Origin of the sequence: Winogradskyella ouciana (assembly GCF_965284585.1) — a bacterium.
GTDB lineage: Bacteria > Bacteroidota > Bacteroidia > Flavobacteriales > Flavobacteriaceae > Winogradskyella > Winogradskyella ouciana.
In genome coordinates this window covers 2,312,098-2,333,548 of record NZ_OZ260095.1, presented here as the reverse complement: position 1 = coordinate 2,333,548, position 21,451 = coordinate 2,312,098, and the positions used below count along the sequence as shown (strand labels likewise).

Below are 21,451 nucleotides of genomic sequence, written 5' to 3'. Positions count from 1 at the left end.
CGCATGGTAATTAGCTAGACTACATTCCACATCAAGACGCAACAGTGGAAGTGTTTTTTAGGGTTTTATTGAGTAAGCCCATAGCAACATATAATATTGGTGATAGCAATAGTTCTTGAATTGTTCTGGCGAACCTGCTTAATGCTACAATCGGTTCTCCTGTTAAGAATAACCAATCAAACACACCAATTGCTGTGATAATGCATAAGCCGGCAATATGTACCATATGCCATAGGGTAGACATCCATTTAACCTTCAACTTACCGAGATGATACGTACCTACAAAATAAACAGCTACAGTAAACAACAGTGCAATAACATGTCTAAGTTTTCTTGGAATTGATGCCGTAAATGTGTTTTCTGCAAAAAAGATGTGGTACACAGAATACAGCACAAAAATAATTAACAGCCCTATTATAAAACGCGCCTTATTCGACTTGTACAGATTCATTATTTAAATTTATTTTTCTAGCATATAACATCCATAATAAAAAGGTGAATGCGTAAATCGTTATTTTAAATAAATATTTATGCGCAAAATCAAAATAATATTCAAAATATTCGCGTAAATAAATTAAGCCTATACATCTACCAATATTGACAACATCTAGCAGTATGGCTCCCAATACAATATAAAGCAATTTTCTAAAAAAGCTAGATGGCATGCACACTATAAATCCTATATAAAGAACAATGAGTTCTAAACCGTTACAGACATCTGCAATATATAATACAGGTTTATTGTTGTGATAGATCATTGAGGTTTCTTCAGTAATGCGCTCACCTTCATAAATACTTGTCTTTACCTCTCTGACCGATTCAAAACCAGACATTGAACTAAATCGATTCAGTAGTTCTGCAGATGCTTCTCCAACATGTGTAGTTAGTGGGTAATCTAAAATCTTAGAGTCTAATAAAAACCCAACATACAAAATCTTCCATACAACAAAAAGCAATAAGGCCTTTCCGAGAAAAAGCCTTATTGGTTTTGGTATGTCTTGTAATAAATTTTTAATATTTATCACTTTTTATTATCGCGCAATTTTTTAACACCAAATGCTGCTGCGCCAATAACTAGGGCGATTAAGCCACCATCTAATGGGATTGCATCTACTGTGTCAGTAGCACCTCCTGGAGGGCCTTGAGCGTTTAGATCTGTTGTACTTACCATTGCAAAAACAATAGCTACGGTACTAATTACCTTAATAAAGGTGCTTTTTGAATTCTTCATTGTATTTGTTTTATTAATTAATAATTAACTTCTTGGTTACTGTTTTACCTTGAGAATTTAAGTGTACAAAATACGTACCCATGCTAAATTCTGCTCCAAGGCCTATAGTGATTTCCATACCACTGTTAAATCCGGTATTGTTATACAACTCTACACCTAACACATCGTAGATAGTAACTTCTAGATCATCCATTCCTAATGGAACATTTAAGTAGAACTTACCAAGATTAGTTGGGTTAGGATACATCAGTACATTAGCGATATTTAAATCATCAATTGATAAAACAGAATTTGAAAATACTATTTTAAATCGATTATTTGCAACAGTACCTGGTAAACTCGAATCAACTGTGTAATCGTAGTTTACTATACCTGTTGCCGGTATCTCCGTATGTACATTTAAGTACGCATCGTATAAGAACGCCGTAGCTCCCTGTATAGCTGTACCTTGTGCTACTATAGTGTAGTTGGTACTTCTATAGGTATTGATTTCTAACGGAATCTCATCCTCATCTACTGGTGTTGCTCTATTCTCAATACTCAATAAGACACCATCATTATTGGTTGCAAAATTCTCATCGAGATTTGTAATGTTAACGGCATCATAAGCATCAACGCCATTATTGCCATCACTATCAAATAACACTAATACAGCATCCGTAGCGGTCTCACCGTTGGCCAATGCACCGCTCTCGTATAGTGATAAGCGTAACTGACCTTGATCTGCTGTACTTCCATTTCTGAAAATATCAGTTTCAACCTGAGAGTTATCTTTAGCAGATTGATCAATTTCCACTTCAGAAAGACCAGCACCAGAGGTATATACCCAAGCGGCTTGTCCTGCCTGTAAAAATTGATTCGCATCCGTATCTGGTGATGACGCACCACTACCGTCTGTAAATACTGCGGTATAGGCTCCTCTAGTTCCTAATGTAGGATCCCATACCCAATAGAATACATTGTCAATATTAGTAGACAAGCTGACTACATCACTCATATCTACCTGTGACTGGAATGGATTACCAAAGGCCACAAAGCGTTGCTCTGGTACATTTACCGATACGGTGTAACCTCCGACGTTTTCAGTATCTAATGCTCCTGTTGCACGCAACGTGGTCACTGAAGGCGGTGCATCATTATTTGTTAAATCAGTATTTCTGTCACCTCTTATTAAAATATGATACATGGTACCTGGCATAAGACCTGTAGCATTGGTATTTGCCAATTCTTCATATAAATAAGAATCATTATTGAATATATACGCTGATGGGTTACCTGTCTGCGTCACATCAAAGCCATCCGTATTACCTGCAGGACCTGTAATATGCGTATCCTGTTGCCAGTTTTCTGAAATTGGCTCAGATGTAAACACTGGCGATGCCAATTGACGGTATGCTCTTTTCGCTGGTATATAACGCTCGACGGTATAATCACCGTTGAAGGTACCTATTCCCATACCTATGTAGGCAGAACCTGTTTCATCAGATTCAAATACAACAGCTCCGTTATTAAAATTATCAACAATACCATCGTTAGTCAGTTCAACGTTTGGTTTTACAGTTATTGAAGTACCTGGGTCACAAATCACATTTGAACATTCAGCTACATAGAGATTTTGAGTTAAAACAGGATAGTTTGGTGCACCTCCTATAATATACACGTTTCCGTATACTGATAAGCCTGGCGCAATACCACCAGCCCAGTTTCCTGGTTCTGTCCAATCGGTACTGACAGCTCCGGTCCAGAAATAATCTTCAAGTGGTAAATCACATGGATCTGGTGTCTCACAAGTAACACTTAACTCAAAGTTACCAACATCTCCAACATTCCATCCGCCTATAGCGATATAATATGTCGTAGATCCATCGGATTCAAACGAAGTTTCAGCAAAGAAATCTGGTGAACCACACTCATCGTATCCTTCAGCTACGCTAGTTAAAGCACCTGAAGTACCAGTGTATACAAAAATCTCTGTATCAAAATCAGAACCAGCATTACACGTAGAAAGTGTTACTATTTCTCCAGCTGTAGTTCCTGTAAATGAGTACCATACCCATGGACTATCTGGATCTGCAAATGTGTCAGCACCATCTGGAGCATCAGCTTCATCTAAAGTAGCTCCTATTGTTGTACCTAATACTGTATCACCACAAGAAACTGCAATTGCGTCTGCGAATAAATCATTGTCTGGTGCAGGTTCTGGTTCCTCACAGCTTATCGCTAAATTGTAAGCACCAGAAGCCGAAGCAAACCCTTCAACTCTTATTAAATACGTTGTTACACCATCTGATGTAAACGTCACCTCAGACTGAAGTCCACAAGAATCATCATTGAAAAATAATAGTGTTCCATCACAAGCATCCAGGATACCAATATAAGTATCGAAAGACGAGCCGCAAAGACTAACCGTTACTTCTGTACCTGCTTCAGTACCTGCAAGTTCGTAGTAAACGTCTGGTGAACCATTACCTCCTGAATTGGTAGCATTTTCTGTAGACCCAGATACTGCATCTCCACAGTCTATTGGTTCTGCATCTTCGCAGTTATCATTATCTGGTCCTGCTACAGGACATGTAAATGTAAAATCCCCTAAAGAAGCATCACATGCATCGTCTGTTGTATCTATGTTTATGGTAACATTTTGTCCACTATCATAAGGACCTAGAACATTTGTACCAAGAGTTGCAGCTGTCTGTGTTGTACCATCGTCGAACATTGGCGCTGAGTTTCCGAGATCGGATACCTCAATAACAACGTCGAAGGTTCCAGAACCATCTGAGTTACATGTTTCATCTACATCAGCACTAGTAATTGTTGGCCCTACACAAGCAGGTGGTGCCTCACAAGTAATACTTAACTCAAAGTTACCAACGTCTCCAGCATTCCATCCGCCTATAGCGATGTAATATGTCGTAGATCCATCGGATTCAAACGAAGTTTCAGCAAAGAAATCTGGTGAACCACACTCATCGTATCCTTCATCTACGCTTGTTAAAGCACCTGAAGTACCAGTGTATACAAAAATCTCCGTATCAAAATCAGAACCAGCATTACACGTAGATAGTGTTACTGTTTCTCCGGCTGTAGTTCCTGTAAATGAGTACCATACCCATGGACTATCCGGATCAGCAAATGTGTCAGGACTATCTGGAGCATCAGCTTCATCTAAAGTAGCTCCTATTGTTGTACCAAATACTGTATCATCACAAGCAACTGCTATAGCATCTGCGAATAAATCATTATCTGGTGTTGGTGTTTCATCAACATCGGTTACCAATACTGTTATATTCTGAAAATCTTCTAAACCTCCGGAATCTGTTACTATAACTCTAAGGTTATAACCGTTATTACCTCCAAAATCCATAGGGTTTTCAAAATCTGGTGGATTTATAAAGGAAACCTCTCCTGTTGTAGCGTCTATGTTGAACAAAGCTCCATCTACACCATCTGTTGTTGATATAGAATATGTTAAATCTATACCAGCCAAATCATCTTCTGCATCTACAGCATCAACATCAGTGACATCAGTTGTATTTTCTTCTACAGAAACTGTTATAGTTTGATCACCTAAAATTGTAGGTGGTGTATTAACTGGTGCCTCACAAGTAATACTTAACTCAAAGTTACCAACATCTCCAACATTCCATCCACCTATAGCGATATAATATGTCGTGGATCCATCGGATTCAAACGACGTTTCAGCAAAGAAATCTGGTGAACCACACTCATCGTAACCTTCATCTACGCTAGTTAAAGCACCTGAAGTACCAGTGTATACAAAAATCTCCGTATCAAAATCAGAACCAGCATTACACGTAGAAAGTGTTACTGTTTCTCCAGCTGTAGTTCCTGTAAATGAGTACCATACCCATGGACTATCTGGATCAGCAAATGTGTCAGCACCATCTGGAGCATCAGCTTCATCTAAAGTAGCATTAATAGTTGTACCCAATACCGTATCATCACAAGCAACTGCTATAGCGTCTGCGAAAAGATCGTTAGCTGGTGCTGGTTGAGGACATGTGAATGTGAATTCGCCTAAGCTAGAATCGCAATCGTCGTCTGCTGCGTCTATATTAATGGTAACACTTGTACCACTGTCATAAGGTCCTAAAACATTAGTTCCTAGTGCTACTGCGGTTTGTAAAGTGCCATCATCGAACATTGGTGATGAATTTCCAAGATCTGAAACCTCAACAATTACGTTGAACGATCCGCTACCGTCATCTGGGTCGCAAAAGTCTTCTGAGACAACTGCACTATCTATAGTTGGTCCAACACAGGCTGGTGGTGCCACACATGTTAAATCTAACGTAAAGTCACCGGTACCGAAGTAATCGAAAATTCTTACCGTATAAGTTCCCGCTGCTGGCGTATCTAAAGTCACTTCCTCCGGGCTACCACTGTCACTACAGCCTATACTTGTAAGGTCGTCGCATGGACCAGAGTAAACAAATAGTACTCCATCAAAAGATGAACCTCCATCTACATCGTCTAGACCAACCGTATAACTGCTCAGCCCATCTGCTTCAAATGTGTAGAACAAATCCAATGCACTTGAGGACGCGAATCCGTTACACTCAGCATCGAGACCCGAAGCTGTCGCATTTTCATTGTTACCGGTTATAGTTACACCACATTCTAATGTTAGGGCTCCTGCACAACCATCGTTATCTGGTACTGGTGGAGGACAGGTATATGTGAATTCGCCTAAGCTAGAATCGCAAGCATCATCAGCTGTATCAATATTTATTGTAACGTTTGTGCCACTGTCATAAGGACCTAAGACATTAGTTCCTAGTGCAACTGCGGTTTGTAAAGTACCATCATCGAACATTGGTGATGAATCACCAAGATCTGAAACCTCAACAATGACGTTAAACGTTCCACTACCGTCATCTGGGTCACAAAAGTCTTCTGAGACGACTGCACTGTCTATGGTTGGTGGTACACACGCTGGTGGTGCCTCACAAGTTACACTTAACTCAAAGTTACCAACATCTCCCACATTCCATCCGCCTATAGCGATATAATATGTCGTAGATCCATCGGATTCAAACGAAGTCTCAGCAAAGAAATCTGGTGAACCACACTCATCGTATCCTTCATCTACGCTTGTTAAAGCACCTGAAGTACCAGTGTATACAAAAATCTCTGTATCAAAATCAGAACCAGCATTACACGTAGATAGTGTTACTGTTTCTCCAGCTGTAGTTCCTGTAAATGAGTACCATACCCATGGACTATCTGGATCAGCAGGTGTGTCAGCACCATCTGGTGCATCAGCTTCATCTAAAGTGGCATTAATAGTTGTACCCAATACCGTGTCATTACAAGCAACTGCTATAGCATCTGCGAAAAGATCGTTAGCTGGTGCTGGTTGAGGACATGTGAATGTGAATTCGCCTAGGCTGGAATCGCAAGCGTCATCAGCTGTATCAATATTTATTGTAACACTTGTACCACTGTCATAAGGACCTAAGACATTAGTTCCTAGTGCTACTGCGGTTTGTAAAGTACCATCATCGAACATTGGTGACGAATTGCCTAGATCTGAAACCTCAACAATAACGTTGAACGATCCGCTACCGTCATCTGGGTCACAAAAGTCTTCTGAGACTACTGCACTATCTATAGTTGGGCCAACACAGGCTGGTGGTGCCACACATGTTACACTTAACTCAAAGTTACCAACATCTCCAACATTCCATCCGCCTATAGCGATGTAATATGTCGTAGATCCATCGGATTCAAACGAAGTTTCAGCAAAGAAATCTGGTGAACCACACTCATCGTATCCTTCATCTACGCTTGTTAAAGCTCCTGAAGTACCAGTGTATACAAATATCTCTGTATCAAAATCAGAACCGGCATTACACGTAGAAAGCGTTACTGTTTCTCCAGCTGTAGTTCCTGTAAATGAGTACCATACCCATGGACTATCTGGATCAGCAGGTGTGTCTGCACCATCTGGAGCATCAGCTTCATCTAAAGTAGCATTAATGGTTGTACCCAATACTGTATCATCACAAGCAACTGCTATAGCGTCTGCGAAAAGATCGTTAGCTGGTGCTGGTTGAGGACATGTGAATGTGAATTCGCCTAGACTGGAATCACAATCGTCGTCTGCTGCGTCTATATTAATGGTAACACTTGTACCACTGTCATAAGGTCCTAAAACATTAGTTCCTAGTGTTACTGCGGTTTGTAAAGTACCATCATCGAACATTGGTGACGAATTGCCTAGATCGGATACCTCAACAATAACGTTGAACGATCCGCTACCATCATCTGGGTCACAAAAGTCTTCTGAGACGACTGCACTATCTATGGTTGGTGGTGTACAAGCTGGTGGTGCCTCACAAGCAACACTTAACTCAAAGTTACCAACATCTCCAGCATTCCATCCGCCTATAGCGATGTAATATGTCGTAGATCCATCGGATTCAAACGAAGTTTCAGCAAAGAAATCTGGTGAACCACACTCATCGTATCCTTCATCTACGCTTGTTAAAGCTCCTGAAGTACCAGTGTATACAAATATCTCTGTATCAAAATCAGAACCAGCATTACACGTAGAAAGAGTTACTATTTCTCCAGGTGTAGTTCCTGTAAATGAGTACCATACCCATGGACTATCTGGATCAGCAGGTGTGTCAGCACCATCTGGAGCATCAGCTTCATCTAAAGTAGCATCAATAGTTGTACCCAATACCGTATCATTACAAGCAACTGCTATAGCGTTTGCGAAAAGATCGTTAGCTGGAGCGTTACCTGCGGGAGTAAATAAAATCTCCCAATCAAAAGGAAATCCAGCAATGCCATAAAAATCTATCCATTCGATGTAATAATCTGTACCTGCAGTGACAGGGAAAATTACTTCTGAAGCAAAATCAGCGCCAGTTCCGGTAGGACATGAATCGTCATTGAAATCTAGAAGTACCAGTGATCCACAAGTACCTGTTCCAATAGCTAATGCCGTATCCTCTCCACCAAAACACGAATTGACATTTAAGGTACCATCTGCAGTGGCTGAATAAACAAACCATGCCGAATCACTTCCGCCTCCGTCTAATTCGGAACCGCCAGAGGTTTCACTTATAATTGTACCTGTGATTGAACCTTCTGTTACAGGCTCAGCAGCATCACAAACATCACCACCATTTTGGGCAAAACCAAAGCTAAAGGAAAGCAAAAATACAAGTACCATCATCTTTATTCCTTTGGGAATTGGATGGTCATCAAACTTTTTGAAAATTGAAAAATAATTCTTTTTGGGTGGGGCCTCGAAGGTAATTTTTTCAGTCATTGAATAAAATGTTATTGGTTATAGCTAACCACAACATCATAGGACTAGAATTAAATAAATAATAAATTGCAGTATACCAGTGGTAACTGCTTTTATAGTAAAGTTGGCGCTTAATTGTTTTGCTATTAATCAATCGCCTGATTATAAAGACCTTTAAAATTAATCAAAAAATTATGTTAAAGTTTTTTCTGTAAGGTTTTTCGATGAACTACAAAAAAAATGGTATAAGTAACTTATTTTTAAAACACACGGTGTCAACGCGTATAATCAAATTAATTAACCATTGTTATATTTTTATCCCAGAAATTACTCCTTTTTATAAAAACGGTTATAAATACGTAGTCCTAACATTTAGTGTTTCCTTAACCCAGAAGCTTAAAGAAACTTCTGCATTCTTTTTGTAGGACAAAAAAAAGGGAAGTACCAGTTCCTAATTATAACCACAAAATCTGACCATAATTATTCTATACATTTGAGAGTATAACCAAATATTTTTCAAATGAATACAAAGAAACCAATACTCGTTTTGTCATATAACATTTGCTTTCAGGCTATGTGCCATGAAGCTACGGGATCTGCTTATGATCTAGGTAACTCTTGTACTTGGATTATAAAAGACCAGTTAACAATTTGTGCCCAAAACATGGCTGATTTTATGGATGGTGCACCTGCAACAGTTGGGCATTCTAATTTTGACTTTGTAGGCTTGCAAGAAGCCAATAAAGCATACTATCTACAGGCAGCTGCAAAGAATAGTTTATCAAAACTTAAAATGGTACATAGCAAAACTCACGCCACTAACGGTGGGCACAACATGCAAATGGCCAGTTTTTATGATGACACAAAATATAGTCTCATCGAAAAGGTCTGCAGTCGTTTTAACAGTTTTGAAACTGATAGACCATTTCATATTTTGATTTTAGAAGATATGAGCACAAAAGAGAAGATCTTATTTATTAATGTACATGCGCCACATGGAAGTAGTGAAAATACAAAATACCCTAACCATTACTATTCGCATCTTGATACGGTAAGTTACGACTTGAGTGAAGCAGTAAAAACCATGACACACTTTGACCCTACGGAAAAATATAAGATTATAATGACTGGTGATTTTAATGAAGCTGGCTGGGATTGGCAAAAAAACACCCTAAGATCAATGACTTGGCAACCTCTGGGACATACAGATTTAAAAACGGACGTAAATATATCTAACGTTATCTTTAGTTGTAGCCAATCTAATGGTTGTTGGACAGGTGAAACCGGACAAAGAGGTGGTGATTATATCTTTTCTTCGGGTAATGCTGCCAGAATAGTTATACCGAGTAATTATGTTTTTGCACCGAAAGGTGCTTGTAGTGATGATTCAATAATGAAAAGTATTTGGCAGTCCGATCATTTACCAGTAATGTCAGAGTTAACTTAACATCTTTTTTTGAGATAATTTTACATGAAATTTGGCGTAAGTACTCTTTAGTATTATATTGAGATACACTATATCTCAATTATACTATTGTGAAATGAAAAAAGTCCACTCCGTTGAAGAATATGTAGAGCTCAATCCTACTTGGGCAGAAGCCTTAACACTATTGCGAAATATTATACTCAAAACAGAATTAACCGAAACGGTTAAATGGAGTATGCCAACCTATTGCCTTAATGGTAAAAACGTGTTAGGCCTAGGTGCATTTAAAAATCATTTCTGCCTGTGGTTTCATAATGGAGTATTTCTAAATGATGAGCATAACTTACTTATCAATGCACAAGAAAACAAAACTAAAGCCTTAAGACAAATGCGTTTTATGTCAATAGATGATATTAATGACGCTGTGGTTTTGGCTTATGTTAAAGAGTCTATAGCAAATCAACGTGCAGGTAAGGAAATAAAACCCAAAAAAGCTACTAAGACTGTTGTAATTCCTGATGAGTTGAATACTGTGTTTAGGTCCAATTCAGAATTGGATACCGCTTTTAATGCTTTAACTCCTGGTAAACAAAGAGAGTATTGCGAGTATATTTCTGAAGCCAAAAGAGATGCAACTAAAATAAAACGTATCGAAAAAATCACGCCGATGATAATAGAAGGTGTTGGCTTGAATGATAAGTACAAAAACTGCTAGTGCTTCGACTTCGCTCAGCAACCAATAAATAAACAAGCCGCTCAAAAATTTGAACGGCTTGGGCCTCAATTAATCAACCTTAAACTAAAAACCTATCCTAACACTTGGGGTTTTTACTCTAATTCTTGTCTGCCTATAGCGAGGTTGCCTTTCATAATAATAATGATTATGGTACCCATGATAATAATACGACGCATGGTTATAGTAATACTCACTATGATGGCAATGATGGTCGCAATGGAGATAATGCTCCTTGTAAGCATCTTGTTTCCCTCTTTTATATGCTTTGTAAGCTTTTTTATCTCTCTTTTTTAAATCCTTTTCGTAGGCTTTTTGTTCTTTCCAAAATTCCTTTTCTTTCTTATCGCTTTCAGCATTAAACTGCTGTTCAAACTTTGCATCTTCTTCTCCTCTTTTTGTGTAATAAGATTTTTTATCAGTTTTTGTTTCCTCCTCTTCTTTTTCTACATCATTACTTTTTTCATCTGAGTTTTGAGGCCAACCTATAAGTGGCATAAGGCAAATAAATACAAATACTATTTTCTTTATCAATTTCATAATTCAAGGTTTTAGATTTAATCGTAACCGTAATTGGCTTATATACTTAAGACACCTCAAACTCAGTTTACCCTATGTCTTTTTTAAGGCACAAAAAAAGCCACTCTTTCAAGTGGCTTCTTATATTTTATATGCTATCAGCTTACTTTACAGTAGCTGGTGCGTTTAGTTTTTTACTCATTTCCATTGAGATTGCAGAACGGTCAAACTTTATTTTACCTGCCATGGTTTCTATAACACAGCTGCTATCTTTATCGTTTAACTCTACAACCTTACCGTGCATTCCGCTTTTGGTAATCACACGATCACCTCGCTTTAATTCACTAGCAAATTTCTTTTCTTGCTTGGCGCGCTTCATTTGTGGTGCAATCATAAAGAAATACATCACGGCGAAGATGGCTATAAATGGTAAAAAAGATCCTAATCCTTCCATTAACTAGTTATTAATTGTGGTTATGACCTTCGTGACCTGGTTGTGTAGACGTCTTTTGAGGAGTTGTAGACAATGGGTTAACTGCTGTTTTACTAGGAGTTTTCTGTGGAGCATTTGGATCTTGCTCTACCATCGCTGTAATCTTAACAACTTCTGTACCTTTTTCGGTATTTGTAGTCATTGTCAAAGATTTAGAAACCTTTCCGTTACCTTTACCATTAAACTTTACAGTAAACTGACCCGTCTCACCTGGTGCAACTTCTTTAGTGTAATTAGATGGTACTGTACAACCACAAGTACTCTTAATGTTACTTACTACTAACATTGAGTTACCTGTGTTGGTGTATTTAAAAATAGTTTCAACAGGAGTTCCGTTCATGATCGTTCCAAAATCATGCTCCATTTTGTCCATTTTCAATACTGGAAAATCACCAGCATTTGCATCTCTTTCTGCAGCAACAGCTACATTTTCAGATTTAATTTTACTAGCAGCATCATCTTTACAAGAAGTAAAAGCTACCATACATAATGCACTAAGTCCTAAGATTACCTTTTTCATTATTTATATTTTAATTAATTATATTCTAATTTACAGCTGGCAAAGGTAGTAATTATTTCAACGAATTAAAATTTTTAGGCTGACCTTAACATCTGGCTGAAAAAATTTATTACGCAATATAAGCTACATTAACCCTCTACCTGCTTTAGGGTGAAGCTTGTCTGCCTGATATTCTTTTACAATTTTATCCAAAATGCCATTGATGAATAAACTACTTTTTGGTGTAGAATATTCTTTGGCAATCTCAAGATACTCATTGATAGTCACTTTGTACGGAATGGAAGGAAATTTTTGAAATTCGCAAAGCGCCATTTTAAGCAGTACACCATCTACACTTGCCAAACGCTCACTATCCCAATTGGTGGTTTTAGCTGCAATTTCTTCTGCAAATTTTGAATCGTTTAAGATCGTTTTTTTGAGTAAGTCTTTTGCAAATTCCTTATCATCGTCATCCTTATAGAGGTTGGGCATTAATATGGTTTCTGGCGATGTCAGTTTTACTTTTCTCAATATTTTTAAGATGACTGTGTTTACTACAGGAAGATCATCTACCCAAGTCAGTTTTTTATCTTCAAAGTAATCATAGAGCTTATCGTTTGGTGCAATGACTTCAGAATAAACATCCAAAATAAATTGTTTATCGTTTTTAAAGGATTCCTCTGTATCGTTGATATAATGTTTATAAAGATCACTCTTAATAATCTCTTTGAACAAAATATCTACATATTCAAAATCCAAGTCCCAATAATTAAGTTTTCTCTTTTTTAAAACATCTTGCAGCATAGCATTACTGCTTATAAATTGCAATAACTGATTGTCTTGTAATTTGGTGTTTGGATTTCTATCAGAGTCTGAACCTAAAAGTTTCTTTTGAAGTTTTTCGTTATAATCCTTACTTTTTTTATTCAGCTCTGTAAGCAAGGCTAAAATAGAAAGGTACAAATCATACATACTATCTAAACTATGCAGTAAAAATTTTTCGTCTTTTGCAAGATCATCACTTTCAGTGCCTTTAAAAGCGTACAAGGATTGCATTACTTTTATTCTGATGTGTCTTCTGTTTAGCATATGTAAAGAACTACTTTTTGTTGGATTATTAAAAAAGGTGAACCTATTGAGATTCACCTTGCAAAAATACTATTATTTAACTCTGAAAAAAATTATTTAGAGTTTTCTCTTTTACGGGTTTCAATACGCTCTCGTGCGATATTTAAAGCTGCCGTATGTGTAGTTATATTATTCACTTTGGCATTATCTAAAATCTCTAAGGTTGTATTAAAAATATTTTCAGTCTTACGCATTATCTCCTGCTTGTCATAATCTTCTAATTCTGCATAAACATTGATTATTCCGCCAGCATTAATTAAAAAATCTGGTGCGTATACGATACCGCGTTCTTGCAATATTTTACCGTGCTTATTTTCTTCTGCAAGCTGATTATTTGCTGCTCCTGCAATTATCTTAGCTTGTATTTTATTAATGGTCTCGTCATTTATGGTTGCTCCTAGAGCACACGGTGCATAAATATCCATAGGTTCGCTATAAATATCACTCCCTCCATAAATCGTAGCACCATATTTAGATCGTACCTCTTCCAATCGTTCTTGATTAATATCTGCAATGGTAACATTGGCACCTTCATTAACCAAATGCTCCACTAAAGCCTCACCCACATGGCCTATACCTTGTACATAAACGTTCTTATCTTCAAGCACATCTGAGCCATATTGAAATTTAGCCGCGGCTTTCATTCCCATAAACACACCATACGCTGTTATTGGCGATGGATTACCTGCTCCGCCTTTACTTTCAGAAATACCTGTAACGTAAGGTGTCACATCTCTTACTGTATCCATATCATCTGTAGTCATACCTACATCTTCAGCTGTGATATATTTACCGCTCAATGAGTGCACGAATTCACCAAAACGTCTCATTAATTCTGGTGTCTTTTGGGTTTTGGCATCACCTATAATTACCGCTTTACCGCCACCCAGGTTTAAACCTGTAATTGCAGATTTAAACGTCATACCACGTGATAATCGCAGAACATCATTTAAGGCTTCCCACTCATTAGCATAATTCCACATTCTTGTACCTCCCAGAGCAGGTCCCAATACTGTATTATGGATACCAATAATTGCTTTTAAACCAGTATCTTTGTCGTTGCAAAAAACGATTTGCTCGTGATCGTCAAAAGAGTTTTGACCAAAAACAGGATCTAACTTTGAAAGCTCCTTAGGACTTATTATATCTGAAGTCATTTAAATTAAGATTTAAGGCTATTTGAAGATTGTCTAAAAACAGCGTGCAAAAATAAAGATATATTGGAGGATTAGCAAAATATTAACGTCAAAATAAGATTATCGTAATACTTTTGACTGACCAAATACAACATGAAAGCATTAAAGCATCTTAATAAGTACTTTTTTAAGTATCGATACCGATTAATAGTTGGCATTATCATTACCATTGTGGCAAAAGTTTTTGCGCTTTTTACTCCAAGGCTAGTTGGCGCTTCCATCAATGTGGTTTCTGACCGTTTGGAAGGAAAAATAACAGAAGAAGTTTTTAGAGCAGAACTCATGACCAATATTTTATACTTAATTGGCGCTGCTGTCATTGCTGGTATTTTTACGTTTTTGATGCGACAAACTATTATAAACGTCTCTCGCCATATTGAATATGACCTTAAGAATGAAATTTATCAACATTATCAAATTCTATCACTAAACTTTTACAAGTCTAATAGAACAGGTGATTTAATGAATCGTATTAGTGAAGACGTAGGTAAAGTCCGTATGTATGTCGGCCCAGCCATAATGTACACCATGAACACCATTACATTATTTACCGTTGCGATTATATATATGGTAAATACGGCGCCCAAATTAACAATGTATACCTTACTGCCGCTTCCAATTCTTTCTGTTGCTATATATAAATTAAGTAAATTGATTAATAAGCGCAGTACGATTGTACAGCAATCATTATCAACGCTATCAACATACACTCAAGAAACATTTAGTGGTATATCAGTTATTAAATCCTACGGTATTGAGCCACAAACCAATACAGAATTCGATGACCTTTCTGCACAAAATCGTCAGAAACAAATCAATTTAACCAAGGTACAAGCTTTGTTTTTTCCTATGATGATTCTTCTCATAGGAATTAGTAACCTCATCGTAGTTTATATTGGAGGTACACAATACATGAATGGCGAAATTGAGAATATTGGTACCATAGCAGCATTTTTAATCTATGTTAATATGCTAACCTGGCCAGTTGCCATTGTCGGTTGGGTGACCTCATTGGTACAACAGGCCGAAGCTTCGCAAGAGCGAATCAATGAGTTTTTAAATACCGAACCTGAAATTAGAAATAAAGCAAACGAACTTACTCCTATTAAAGGGGATATAGAATTTAAAAATGTATCATTTGTATATCCTGATACGAATATTGAAGCTTTGAAAAATGTAAGCTTTAAATTAAATTCTGGAGAAACCTTAGCGATTTTAGGGAAGACTGGTTCTGGTAAATCAACAATTCTAGATTTAATTGGTCGTCTTTATGATATTGACCAAGGGCAAGTTTTAGTTGATGATAAAATTATTTCAGAACTTAACCTCCACAGTTTAAGGGAAAGTATTGGTTATGTACCACAAGATGCATTTTTATTTTCAGATACTATTAAGAACAATATAAAGTTTGGAAAGGAAGACGCTACTGATGAAGAAGTTATAGAAGCTGCCCAAAACGCAAGGGTACACAAAAATATTATTGGGTTTAATAAAGGCTATGAGACTATTTTAGGCGAACGTGGCATTACATTGTCCGGTGGTCAAAAACAACGTGTTTCTATTGCGCGAGCCATTATTAAAAAGCCAGATATCCTTTTATTTGATGATTGTTTATCTGCCGTTGATACAGAAACTGAAGAGAAAATACTCAAAAATTTAGTGAAACTGACTAAAGATAAAACAACAATCATTGTTAGTCATCGTGTCTCATCAGCAAAAAATGCGGATAAGATTATCGTATTAGAGGATGGTAAGGTTATACAGACCGGAACCCACGAAACACTTATCAGTACAGATGGTTACTACAAAGAGCTTTACACTAAGCAACTCTCTGAAAAAGAAATGCAATAATTTGTTTGTTAGTTAGGTTTTTTTTTAGATTTTTGATTTTGAATTTAAAAATTAAAGATTAGCTATGAGCGATTATGGAATGATGGACAAGGAAGAGATATATTCTAAAGTATTGCGCGCAGGGAGACGAACGTATTTCTTTGATGTTAGAGCAACTAAAGCAGGAGATTACTACTTAACTATCACGGAAAGTAAAAAGTTTACAAATGATGATGGATCTTATCATTATAAAAAACACAAAATCTACCTATATAAAGAGGACTTCTCTGAATTTAGAGAGATTTTGGCAGAAATGACCGATTACATTATCAACGAAAAAGGTGAAGAAGTTATAAGCGAGCGTCATCAAAAAGACTTTAAACGCGAAGATGACTTTGTAGCTCAAGAAGCAAAAACACCAGAAGATACTCAAAGCACAGATAGCTTTACAGATATTAGCTTTGATGATATTTAAACTACTTTGTTAAATTATAGAAAAACCCTGATATTATCCTCAGGGTTTTTTTATTTTTAGGCTTTAACCAACAATTAAAATACTATATGCGACATATTGTACTATTGCTTTTTATAGCAACCACTACCCTATTTTCTCAATCCCAAACGGATTTATCATATTATTTACCTCAGGATGTTAGCTACAATTCTAATATTCCAACTCCAAAAAGTATCATTGGTCATGAGGTAGGCGAATGGCACATCACTCACGACAAGTTAGTACAATACATGTATGCTTTAGCAAATACTTCTGATAGAATTACAATTGAAGACCGAGGTAAAACTTTTGAGGATAGACCGCTTTTGTTATTAACGATTACATCTCCAGAAAATCATCAAAATCTCAAAGCTATTCAATCTGCACATGTGGCAGCTACCGAAAACAACAACGCTAACGTAGAAAACAGACCAATTGTGGTTTACCAAGGGTTTTCCATTCACGGTAATGAACCGAGCGGTTCTAATGCGGCATTGGTTGCCGCTTATTATTTAGCCGCTGCACAAGGTCCGAAGATTGATGACTTACTCAATAACACCGTAATTTTATTCGATCCATCTTTTAATCCAGATGGACTGCAACGTTTTGCCTATTGGGCAAATACCAATCGTAGCATGAATTTAAATCCAGATCCCAACGACAGAGAATACAGCGAAGTTTGGCCTGGTGGACGTACCAATCACTATTGGTTCGATATGAACAGGGATTGGTTACCCGTACAATTACCAGAGTCTAGAGCAAGAATAGAAACCTTTCACAATTGGATGCCAAACATACTTACAGATCATCATGAAATGGGCACCAATTCCAGTTTCTTTTTTCAGCCTGGTATTCCGTCTCGAACACATCCTTTAACACCAAAAATGAACCAAGAATTAACCAAAGGCATTGCAGAATACCATGCCAAAGCCTTTGATAAAATCGGTTCGTTGTATTATTCTGAAGAAAGCTTTGATGATTTTTATTATGGTAAGGGATCAACCTTTCCAGATATTAATGGTAGTATTGGAATCTTATTTGAACAAGCGAGTTCTAGAGGTCATATTCAGGAAAGTGAGAATGGCTTATTAACGTTTCCTTTTACTATAAGAAATCAATTTACCGCAGCCTTATCAACGCTTGAAGCTGCGAATAATATGCGTGAAGAAATTTTAGAGTACCAGCATAACTTTTTCAAAAATGCACGGAACGAAGCTTCAAAAGAAGGCAATAAAGCCATCGTATTTGGTGATGAAAAGGATGCAGCAAAAACGTATCATCTTGCAGAAATATTGAAGCGTCACAACATAAAATTCCACGACGTTAAATCTGATTTTTCAGCAGATGGAAAATCATACAAAAAAGGTTACAGTTACGTGGTTCCAAAAAATCAAAAGAACACAAGGCTTATCAATGCCATGTTTGAAAAGCGTACAACATTTCAAGACAGTTTGTTTTATGATGTTTCTGCTTGGACGTTTCCATTGGCTTTTAATTTAGACTATACAGAAACTACTACTGCAAATGCAGGAGCTGAAGTTAATAATTTAACTCATAAAAATGGTGGAGTAAATTCTAAAAGCGACTACACTTATTTGTTTGAGTGGCACGAATACTATGCTCCAAAACTTTTGAACGAAATCCTTAAAAAGGGTCTAAGAGCAAAGGTGAGCCTTAAAACGTTTAAGGCTAATGGCAAATCGTATGACTATGGTACCATAATGATTCCTGTTAAAAATCAGGATTTATCAAGCTCAGAAATTTATACATTCTTGGATGATGCAGCAAAGGAAAGTCATATCAATATTGACGCGGTTTCAACAGGTTTAAACGACGGCATAGACCTTGGAAGTCGTAATTTTAGAAATTTAGAATTGCCTAAAGTTGCACTATTGGTCGGTGATGGAATGACATCTTACGATGCTGGTGAAATTTGGCATCTATTAGATACACGCTACGACATCGTCGCTACTAAACTAGACACTAAAAGTTTTGGACGTGCTGATCTAAGTCGATATAACACCATCATTATGGTAAATTCTCGCTCAGGTCTAAATGACAACAATACCAAAAAATTAAAAAGCTGGATTCAAGATGGTGGTACTTTAGTAGCTTATAGAAGTGCGTTGCGTTGGTTAAATTCTAAAGAATTAATGAAAATTGATTTTAAGAAAAACAACAATGTTACAGCAAAGAATATAAGCTATGAACAACGTGGTGATTTTAGAGGAGCACAGGTTATTGGTGGTGCCATTTTTGAAACCAAGTTAGATCGCTCTCACCCTATTAACTTTGGTTATAAGAATGATAAATTAGCCATGTTTAGAAACACAACGCTATTTATCAATCCAGACAAAAACAGCTACAACAATCCGATTCAGTACACTAAAAATCCATTATTAAGTGGCTACATTTCTGAAGAAAACCTAGACAGCCTTAGCTTGTCGGTACCTTTAAAAATAGGTGGTATTGGTAGAGGAAATATCATAGCATTTACGGATAATACTAACTTTAGAGCTTTCTGGTATGGTACCAACAAGTTGTTGATGAATGCTATCTTTTTTAGGGATGAATTTTAACGTCATTGCGAGGAATGAGGAACGATTGACGTGGCAATCTTTTCAATTTTAGTTATTTACAATGAGATTGCCACAGCCTAAAGGCTTCGCAATGACGGTTCAATTAAGACACTTGCGAACCATTTTTAACCCTAGTTTCAGGATGCAATAGAAACACATCATCCACTTTTACAGCTCCCATCACTAAGCATTCACTCATAAAATTGGCAATCTGCTTTTTAGGAAAGTTGATCACAGCTACTATTTGTCTGTTTACTAAATCCTCTTTTTGGTATTGGGTTGTAATTTGGGCTGATGATTTTTTTATTCCTAAATCACCAAAGTCTATAGTCAACTGATATGCAGGCTTTCTGGCATTTGGAAAATCATTGACTTCAATTATAGTGCCTATACGTAAGTCTACCTTTGTAAAGTCATCGAATGTTATTATATTATCCATATTAAATTGAAATATGAGGCTGAGCCTGTCGAAGGCAAGTTTCAGCAACTTTTCCGAAAAACGGAAATTTTTTATTAAGCACTAAAATACTAAAAATATAATGGCACGGACAGAATCAAATATGTTACCACTAGGCACAAAAGCACCAGACTTTAGTTTAGTTGATACTAAAGACGACCAAGTAAAATCATTAGATAAACTCAAAGGAACCACAGGTACATTGGTAATGTTTATTTGCAATCACTGCCCTTTTGTGGTTCATGTGAGCTCTGAGCTTTCACAATTGGCAAAAGACTACATCTCAAAAGGTATAAAGTGTATTGCTATCAGCAGTAACGATGTGGAAAATTACCCACAAGATGCACCGCACTTAATGAAGCAAAATGCCATAGAAAATGAATATATCTTTCCATATCTGTATGACCAGACTCAAGAGGTCGCTAAAGCTTACGATGCAGCATGTACACCAGATTTCTTTCTATTCGATGATAAATTAGAATTGGTCTATGCAGGTCAACTAGATGGCTCAAGACCAGGAAACGGTATACCAGTTACAGGAGAAGACATACGAGCAGCAATGGATGCGCTGGTGGACAACAAACCTGTAAGCAAGGACCAAAAACCAAGTATGGGTTGTAATATTAAGTGGAAGTAAAAATTAATGTCTACTATAGATTATCATCTCGTTGACGTATTTACCAAAACTAAATATGGTGGTAACCAACTTGCCGTATTTCTAGATTTTGATGATTTGGCCAATACGAACACCATGCAGAGTATTGCCAAAGAGTTGAATTTTTCAGAGGTTAGTTTTATAAAGAAGCAACTTACAGAAAACACTTTTGATGTTAGGATTTTTACACCAGAATACGAAGTACCATTTGCTGGTCATCCTACTTTGGGCACTGCTTTTGTTATTTCAAAACACATCACTAAACAACCAACACCTAAACTCAATATTCAACTAAAACATGATACTATTAGTGTCGATATTGAAACCATTAGTCCTATTGACGATGCAATTTTAACCATGACCCAAGCACAGCCAAAATTCATGGAAACTTTTGATATTAGTGCGGTTGCTAAGGGGCTAAATTTAAATTCCAACGTTATAGATGCCTCAAAACCCATCTTAGAAATAAGCACTGGTTTACCTTATATTATAATTCCTGTGATTAATTTAGAGGAGATGAACCAATTAAATATCAAAGGTGGTTATTTCGAAGGATTTTTAAAAACCCACCAAAAACACAAAACCAACAGCCCTAGCAAATTGTCAACCTCTTTATTTTTTGTCACCAGCGAAACTTTTGATAAATCCCATAATTTTAATGCACGAATGTTTTGTCTTGAAGGAGGAAAAGTAATAGAAGATGCTGCAACTGGCAGTGCTAATGGATGCTTTTTAGCCTACTTACTAAAACATGAATCACCTAAGATTTCAGCTATAGTTGAACAAGGCTTTCAAATGAACAGAAAATCATTCCTATATTTAAACGGCACAAAGTCTGATAGTGAATATCAAATAAAAGTCGGTGGTCATGTAGTAGACGTAGGCTCAGGAAAATGGAATATATAATTAAACTAAATACTATAA

The 21,451-nt window shown here is 36.8% G+C and carries 17 protein-coding genes; 7 read left to right on the top strand and 10 right to left on the bottom strand.

The genetic code is table 11. From position 1 onward, the window contains the following. Positions 1–31: 31 nt before the first annotated feature. The 4 genes from ACQ65V_RS10345 to ACQ65V_RS10330 are packed head-to-tail and all read right to left on the bottom strand — an operon-like array spanning position 32 to position 8,540. Positions 32–451 (bottom strand): hypothetical protein, encoded by a 420-nt coding sequence (locus ACQ65V_RS10345; protein ID WP_155089783.1) that lies wholly within the window; start codon positions 449–451, stop codon positions 32–34. Next, positions 429–1,025, bottom strand: coding sequence for an archaeosortase/exosortase family protein (locus ACQ65V_RS10340; RefSeq protein WP_155089782.1), 597 nt, complete (start codon positions 1,023–1,025; stop codon positions 429–431). The genes ACQ65V_RS10345 and ACQ65V_RS10340 overlap by 23 nt, the downstream gene beginning before the upstream one ends. Beyond that, positions 1,022–1,231 (bottom strand): PID-CTERM protein-sorting domain-containing protein, encoded by a 210-nt coding sequence (locus tag ACQ65V_RS10335; RefSeq protein ID WP_155089781.1) that lies wholly within the window; start codon positions 1,229–1,231, stop codon positions 1,022–1,024. Before ACQ65V_RS10335 ends, ACQ65V_RS10340 begins: the two co-directional genes overlap by 4 nt. 13 nt (positions 1,232–1,244) lie before the next feature. Continuing rightward, positions 1,245–8,540, bottom strand: a complete 7,296-nt coding sequence (locus ACQ65V_RS10330; protein WP_430467833.1) for a T9SS type A sorting domain-containing protein — start codon at positions 8,538–8,540, stop codon at positions 1,245–1,247. A gap of 499 nt (positions 8,541–9,039) precedes the next feature. Here ACQ65V_RS10330 and ACQ65V_RS10325 point away from each other — a divergent pair, with 499 nt between their 5' ends. Beyond that, on the top strand, positions 9,040–9,966 hold the full coding sequence (locus ACQ65V_RS10325; protein ID WP_430467832.1) for a hypothetical protein: 927 nt from the start codon (positions 9,040–9,042) through the stop codon (positions 9,964–9,966). 94 nt (positions 9,967–10,060) lie between these two features. Continuing rightward, a complete protein-coding gene (locus tag ACQ65V_RS10320) occupies positions 10,061–10,660 on the top strand; it encodes a YdeI/OmpD-associated family protein (RefSeq protein ID WP_430467831.1) in 600 nt (199 codons plus the stop codon). A gap of 84 nt (positions 10,661–10,744) precedes the next feature. Here ACQ65V_RS10320 and ACQ65V_RS10315 read toward each other — a convergent pair whose 3' ends face one another. From ACQ65V_RS10315 to ACQ65V_RS10295, 5 genes are all read right to left on the bottom strand, one after another. Continuing rightward, a complete protein-coding gene (locus ACQ65V_RS10315; protein WP_430467830.1) occupies positions 10,745–11,218 on the bottom strand; it encodes a hypothetical protein in 474 nt (157 codons plus the stop codon). 142 nt (positions 11,219–11,360) lie between these two features. Next, entirely contained in the window at positions 11,361–11,651 is a 291-nt protein-coding gene (gene yajC / locus ACQ65V_RS10310) for a preprotein translocase subunit YajC (protein WP_155089778.1), read from the bottom strand. Between the two features lie 10 nt (positions 11,652–11,661). Continuing rightward, positions 11,662–12,210: a DUF1573 domain-containing protein gene (locus ACQ65V_RS10305; protein ID WP_155089777.1), complete on the bottom strand. Its 549-nt coding sequence runs from the start codon at positions 12,208–12,210 to the stop codon at positions 11,662–11,664. A gap of 123 nt (positions 12,211–12,333) precedes the next feature. After that, positions 12,334–13,278, bottom strand: coding sequence for a transcription antitermination factor NusB (gene nusB, locus ACQ65V_RS10300; RefSeq protein ID WP_430467829.1), 945 nt, complete (start codon positions 13,276–13,278; stop codon positions 12,334–12,336). A gap of 92 nt (positions 13,279–13,370) precedes the next feature. After that, positions 13,371–14,474 (bottom strand): Glu/Leu/Phe/Val family dehydrogenase, encoded by a 1,104-nt coding sequence (locus ACQ65V_RS10295; protein WP_430467828.1) that lies wholly within the window; start codon positions 14,472–14,474, stop codon positions 13,371–13,373. A 132-nt stretch (positions 14,475–14,606) separates the two neighbouring features. Here ACQ65V_RS10295 and ACQ65V_RS10290 point away from each other — a divergent pair, with 132 nt between their 5' ends. The 3 genes from ACQ65V_RS10290 to ACQ65V_RS10280 all read left to right on the top strand — a co-directional run bounded on the left by ACQ65V_RS10290 (position 14,607) and on the right by ACQ65V_RS10280 (position 19,415). Continuing rightward, positions 14,607–16,364, top strand: a complete 1,758-nt coding sequence (locus ACQ65V_RS10290; protein WP_430467827.1) for an ABC transporter ATP-binding protein — start codon at positions 14,607–14,609, stop codon at positions 16,362–16,364. Between the two features lie 64 nt (positions 16,365–16,428). Beyond that, complete coding sequence (locus tag ACQ65V_RS10285; RefSeq protein ID WP_273292829.1) at positions 16,429–16,818, top strand: PUR family DNA/RNA-binding protein; 390 nt, start codon at positions 16,429–16,431, stop codon at positions 16,816–16,818. A gap of 86 nt (positions 16,819–16,904) precedes the next feature. Then, positions 16,905–19,415 (top strand): M14 family zinc carboxypeptidase, encoded by a 2,511-nt coding sequence (locus tag ACQ65V_RS10280; RefSeq protein WP_430467826.1) that lies wholly within the window; start codon positions 16,905–16,907, stop codon positions 19,413–19,415. 103 nt (positions 19,416–19,518) lie between these two features. Here ACQ65V_RS10280 and ACQ65V_RS10275 read toward each other — a convergent pair whose 3' ends face one another. Then, complete coding sequence (locus tag ACQ65V_RS10275; protein ID WP_430467825.1) at positions 19,519–19,854, bottom strand: tRNA-binding protein; 336 nt, start codon at positions 19,852–19,854, stop codon at positions 19,519–19,521. A gap of 100 nt (positions 19,855–19,954) precedes the next feature. Between ACQ65V_RS10275 and ACQ65V_RS10270 the strand changes: the two genes are divergently transcribed. Together ACQ65V_RS10270 and ACQ65V_RS10265 are read left to right on the top strand one after the other, a co-directional pair. Beyond that, positions 19,955–20,509 (top strand): thioredoxin family protein, encoded by a 555-nt coding sequence (locus ACQ65V_RS10270; protein ID WP_430467824.1) that lies wholly within the window; start codon positions 19,955–19,957, stop codon positions 20,507–20,509. Positions 20,510–20,515: 6 nt separating this feature from the next. Next, positions 20,516–21,433 carry a PhzF family phenazine biosynthesis protein gene (locus ACQ65V_RS10265; protein WP_430467823.1) on the top strand — a complete coding sequence of 306 codons (918 nt, stop codon included), beginning with the start codon at positions 20,516–20,518 and terminating at the stop codon, positions 21,431–21,433. Positions 21,434–21,451 lie beyond the last annotated feature (18 nt).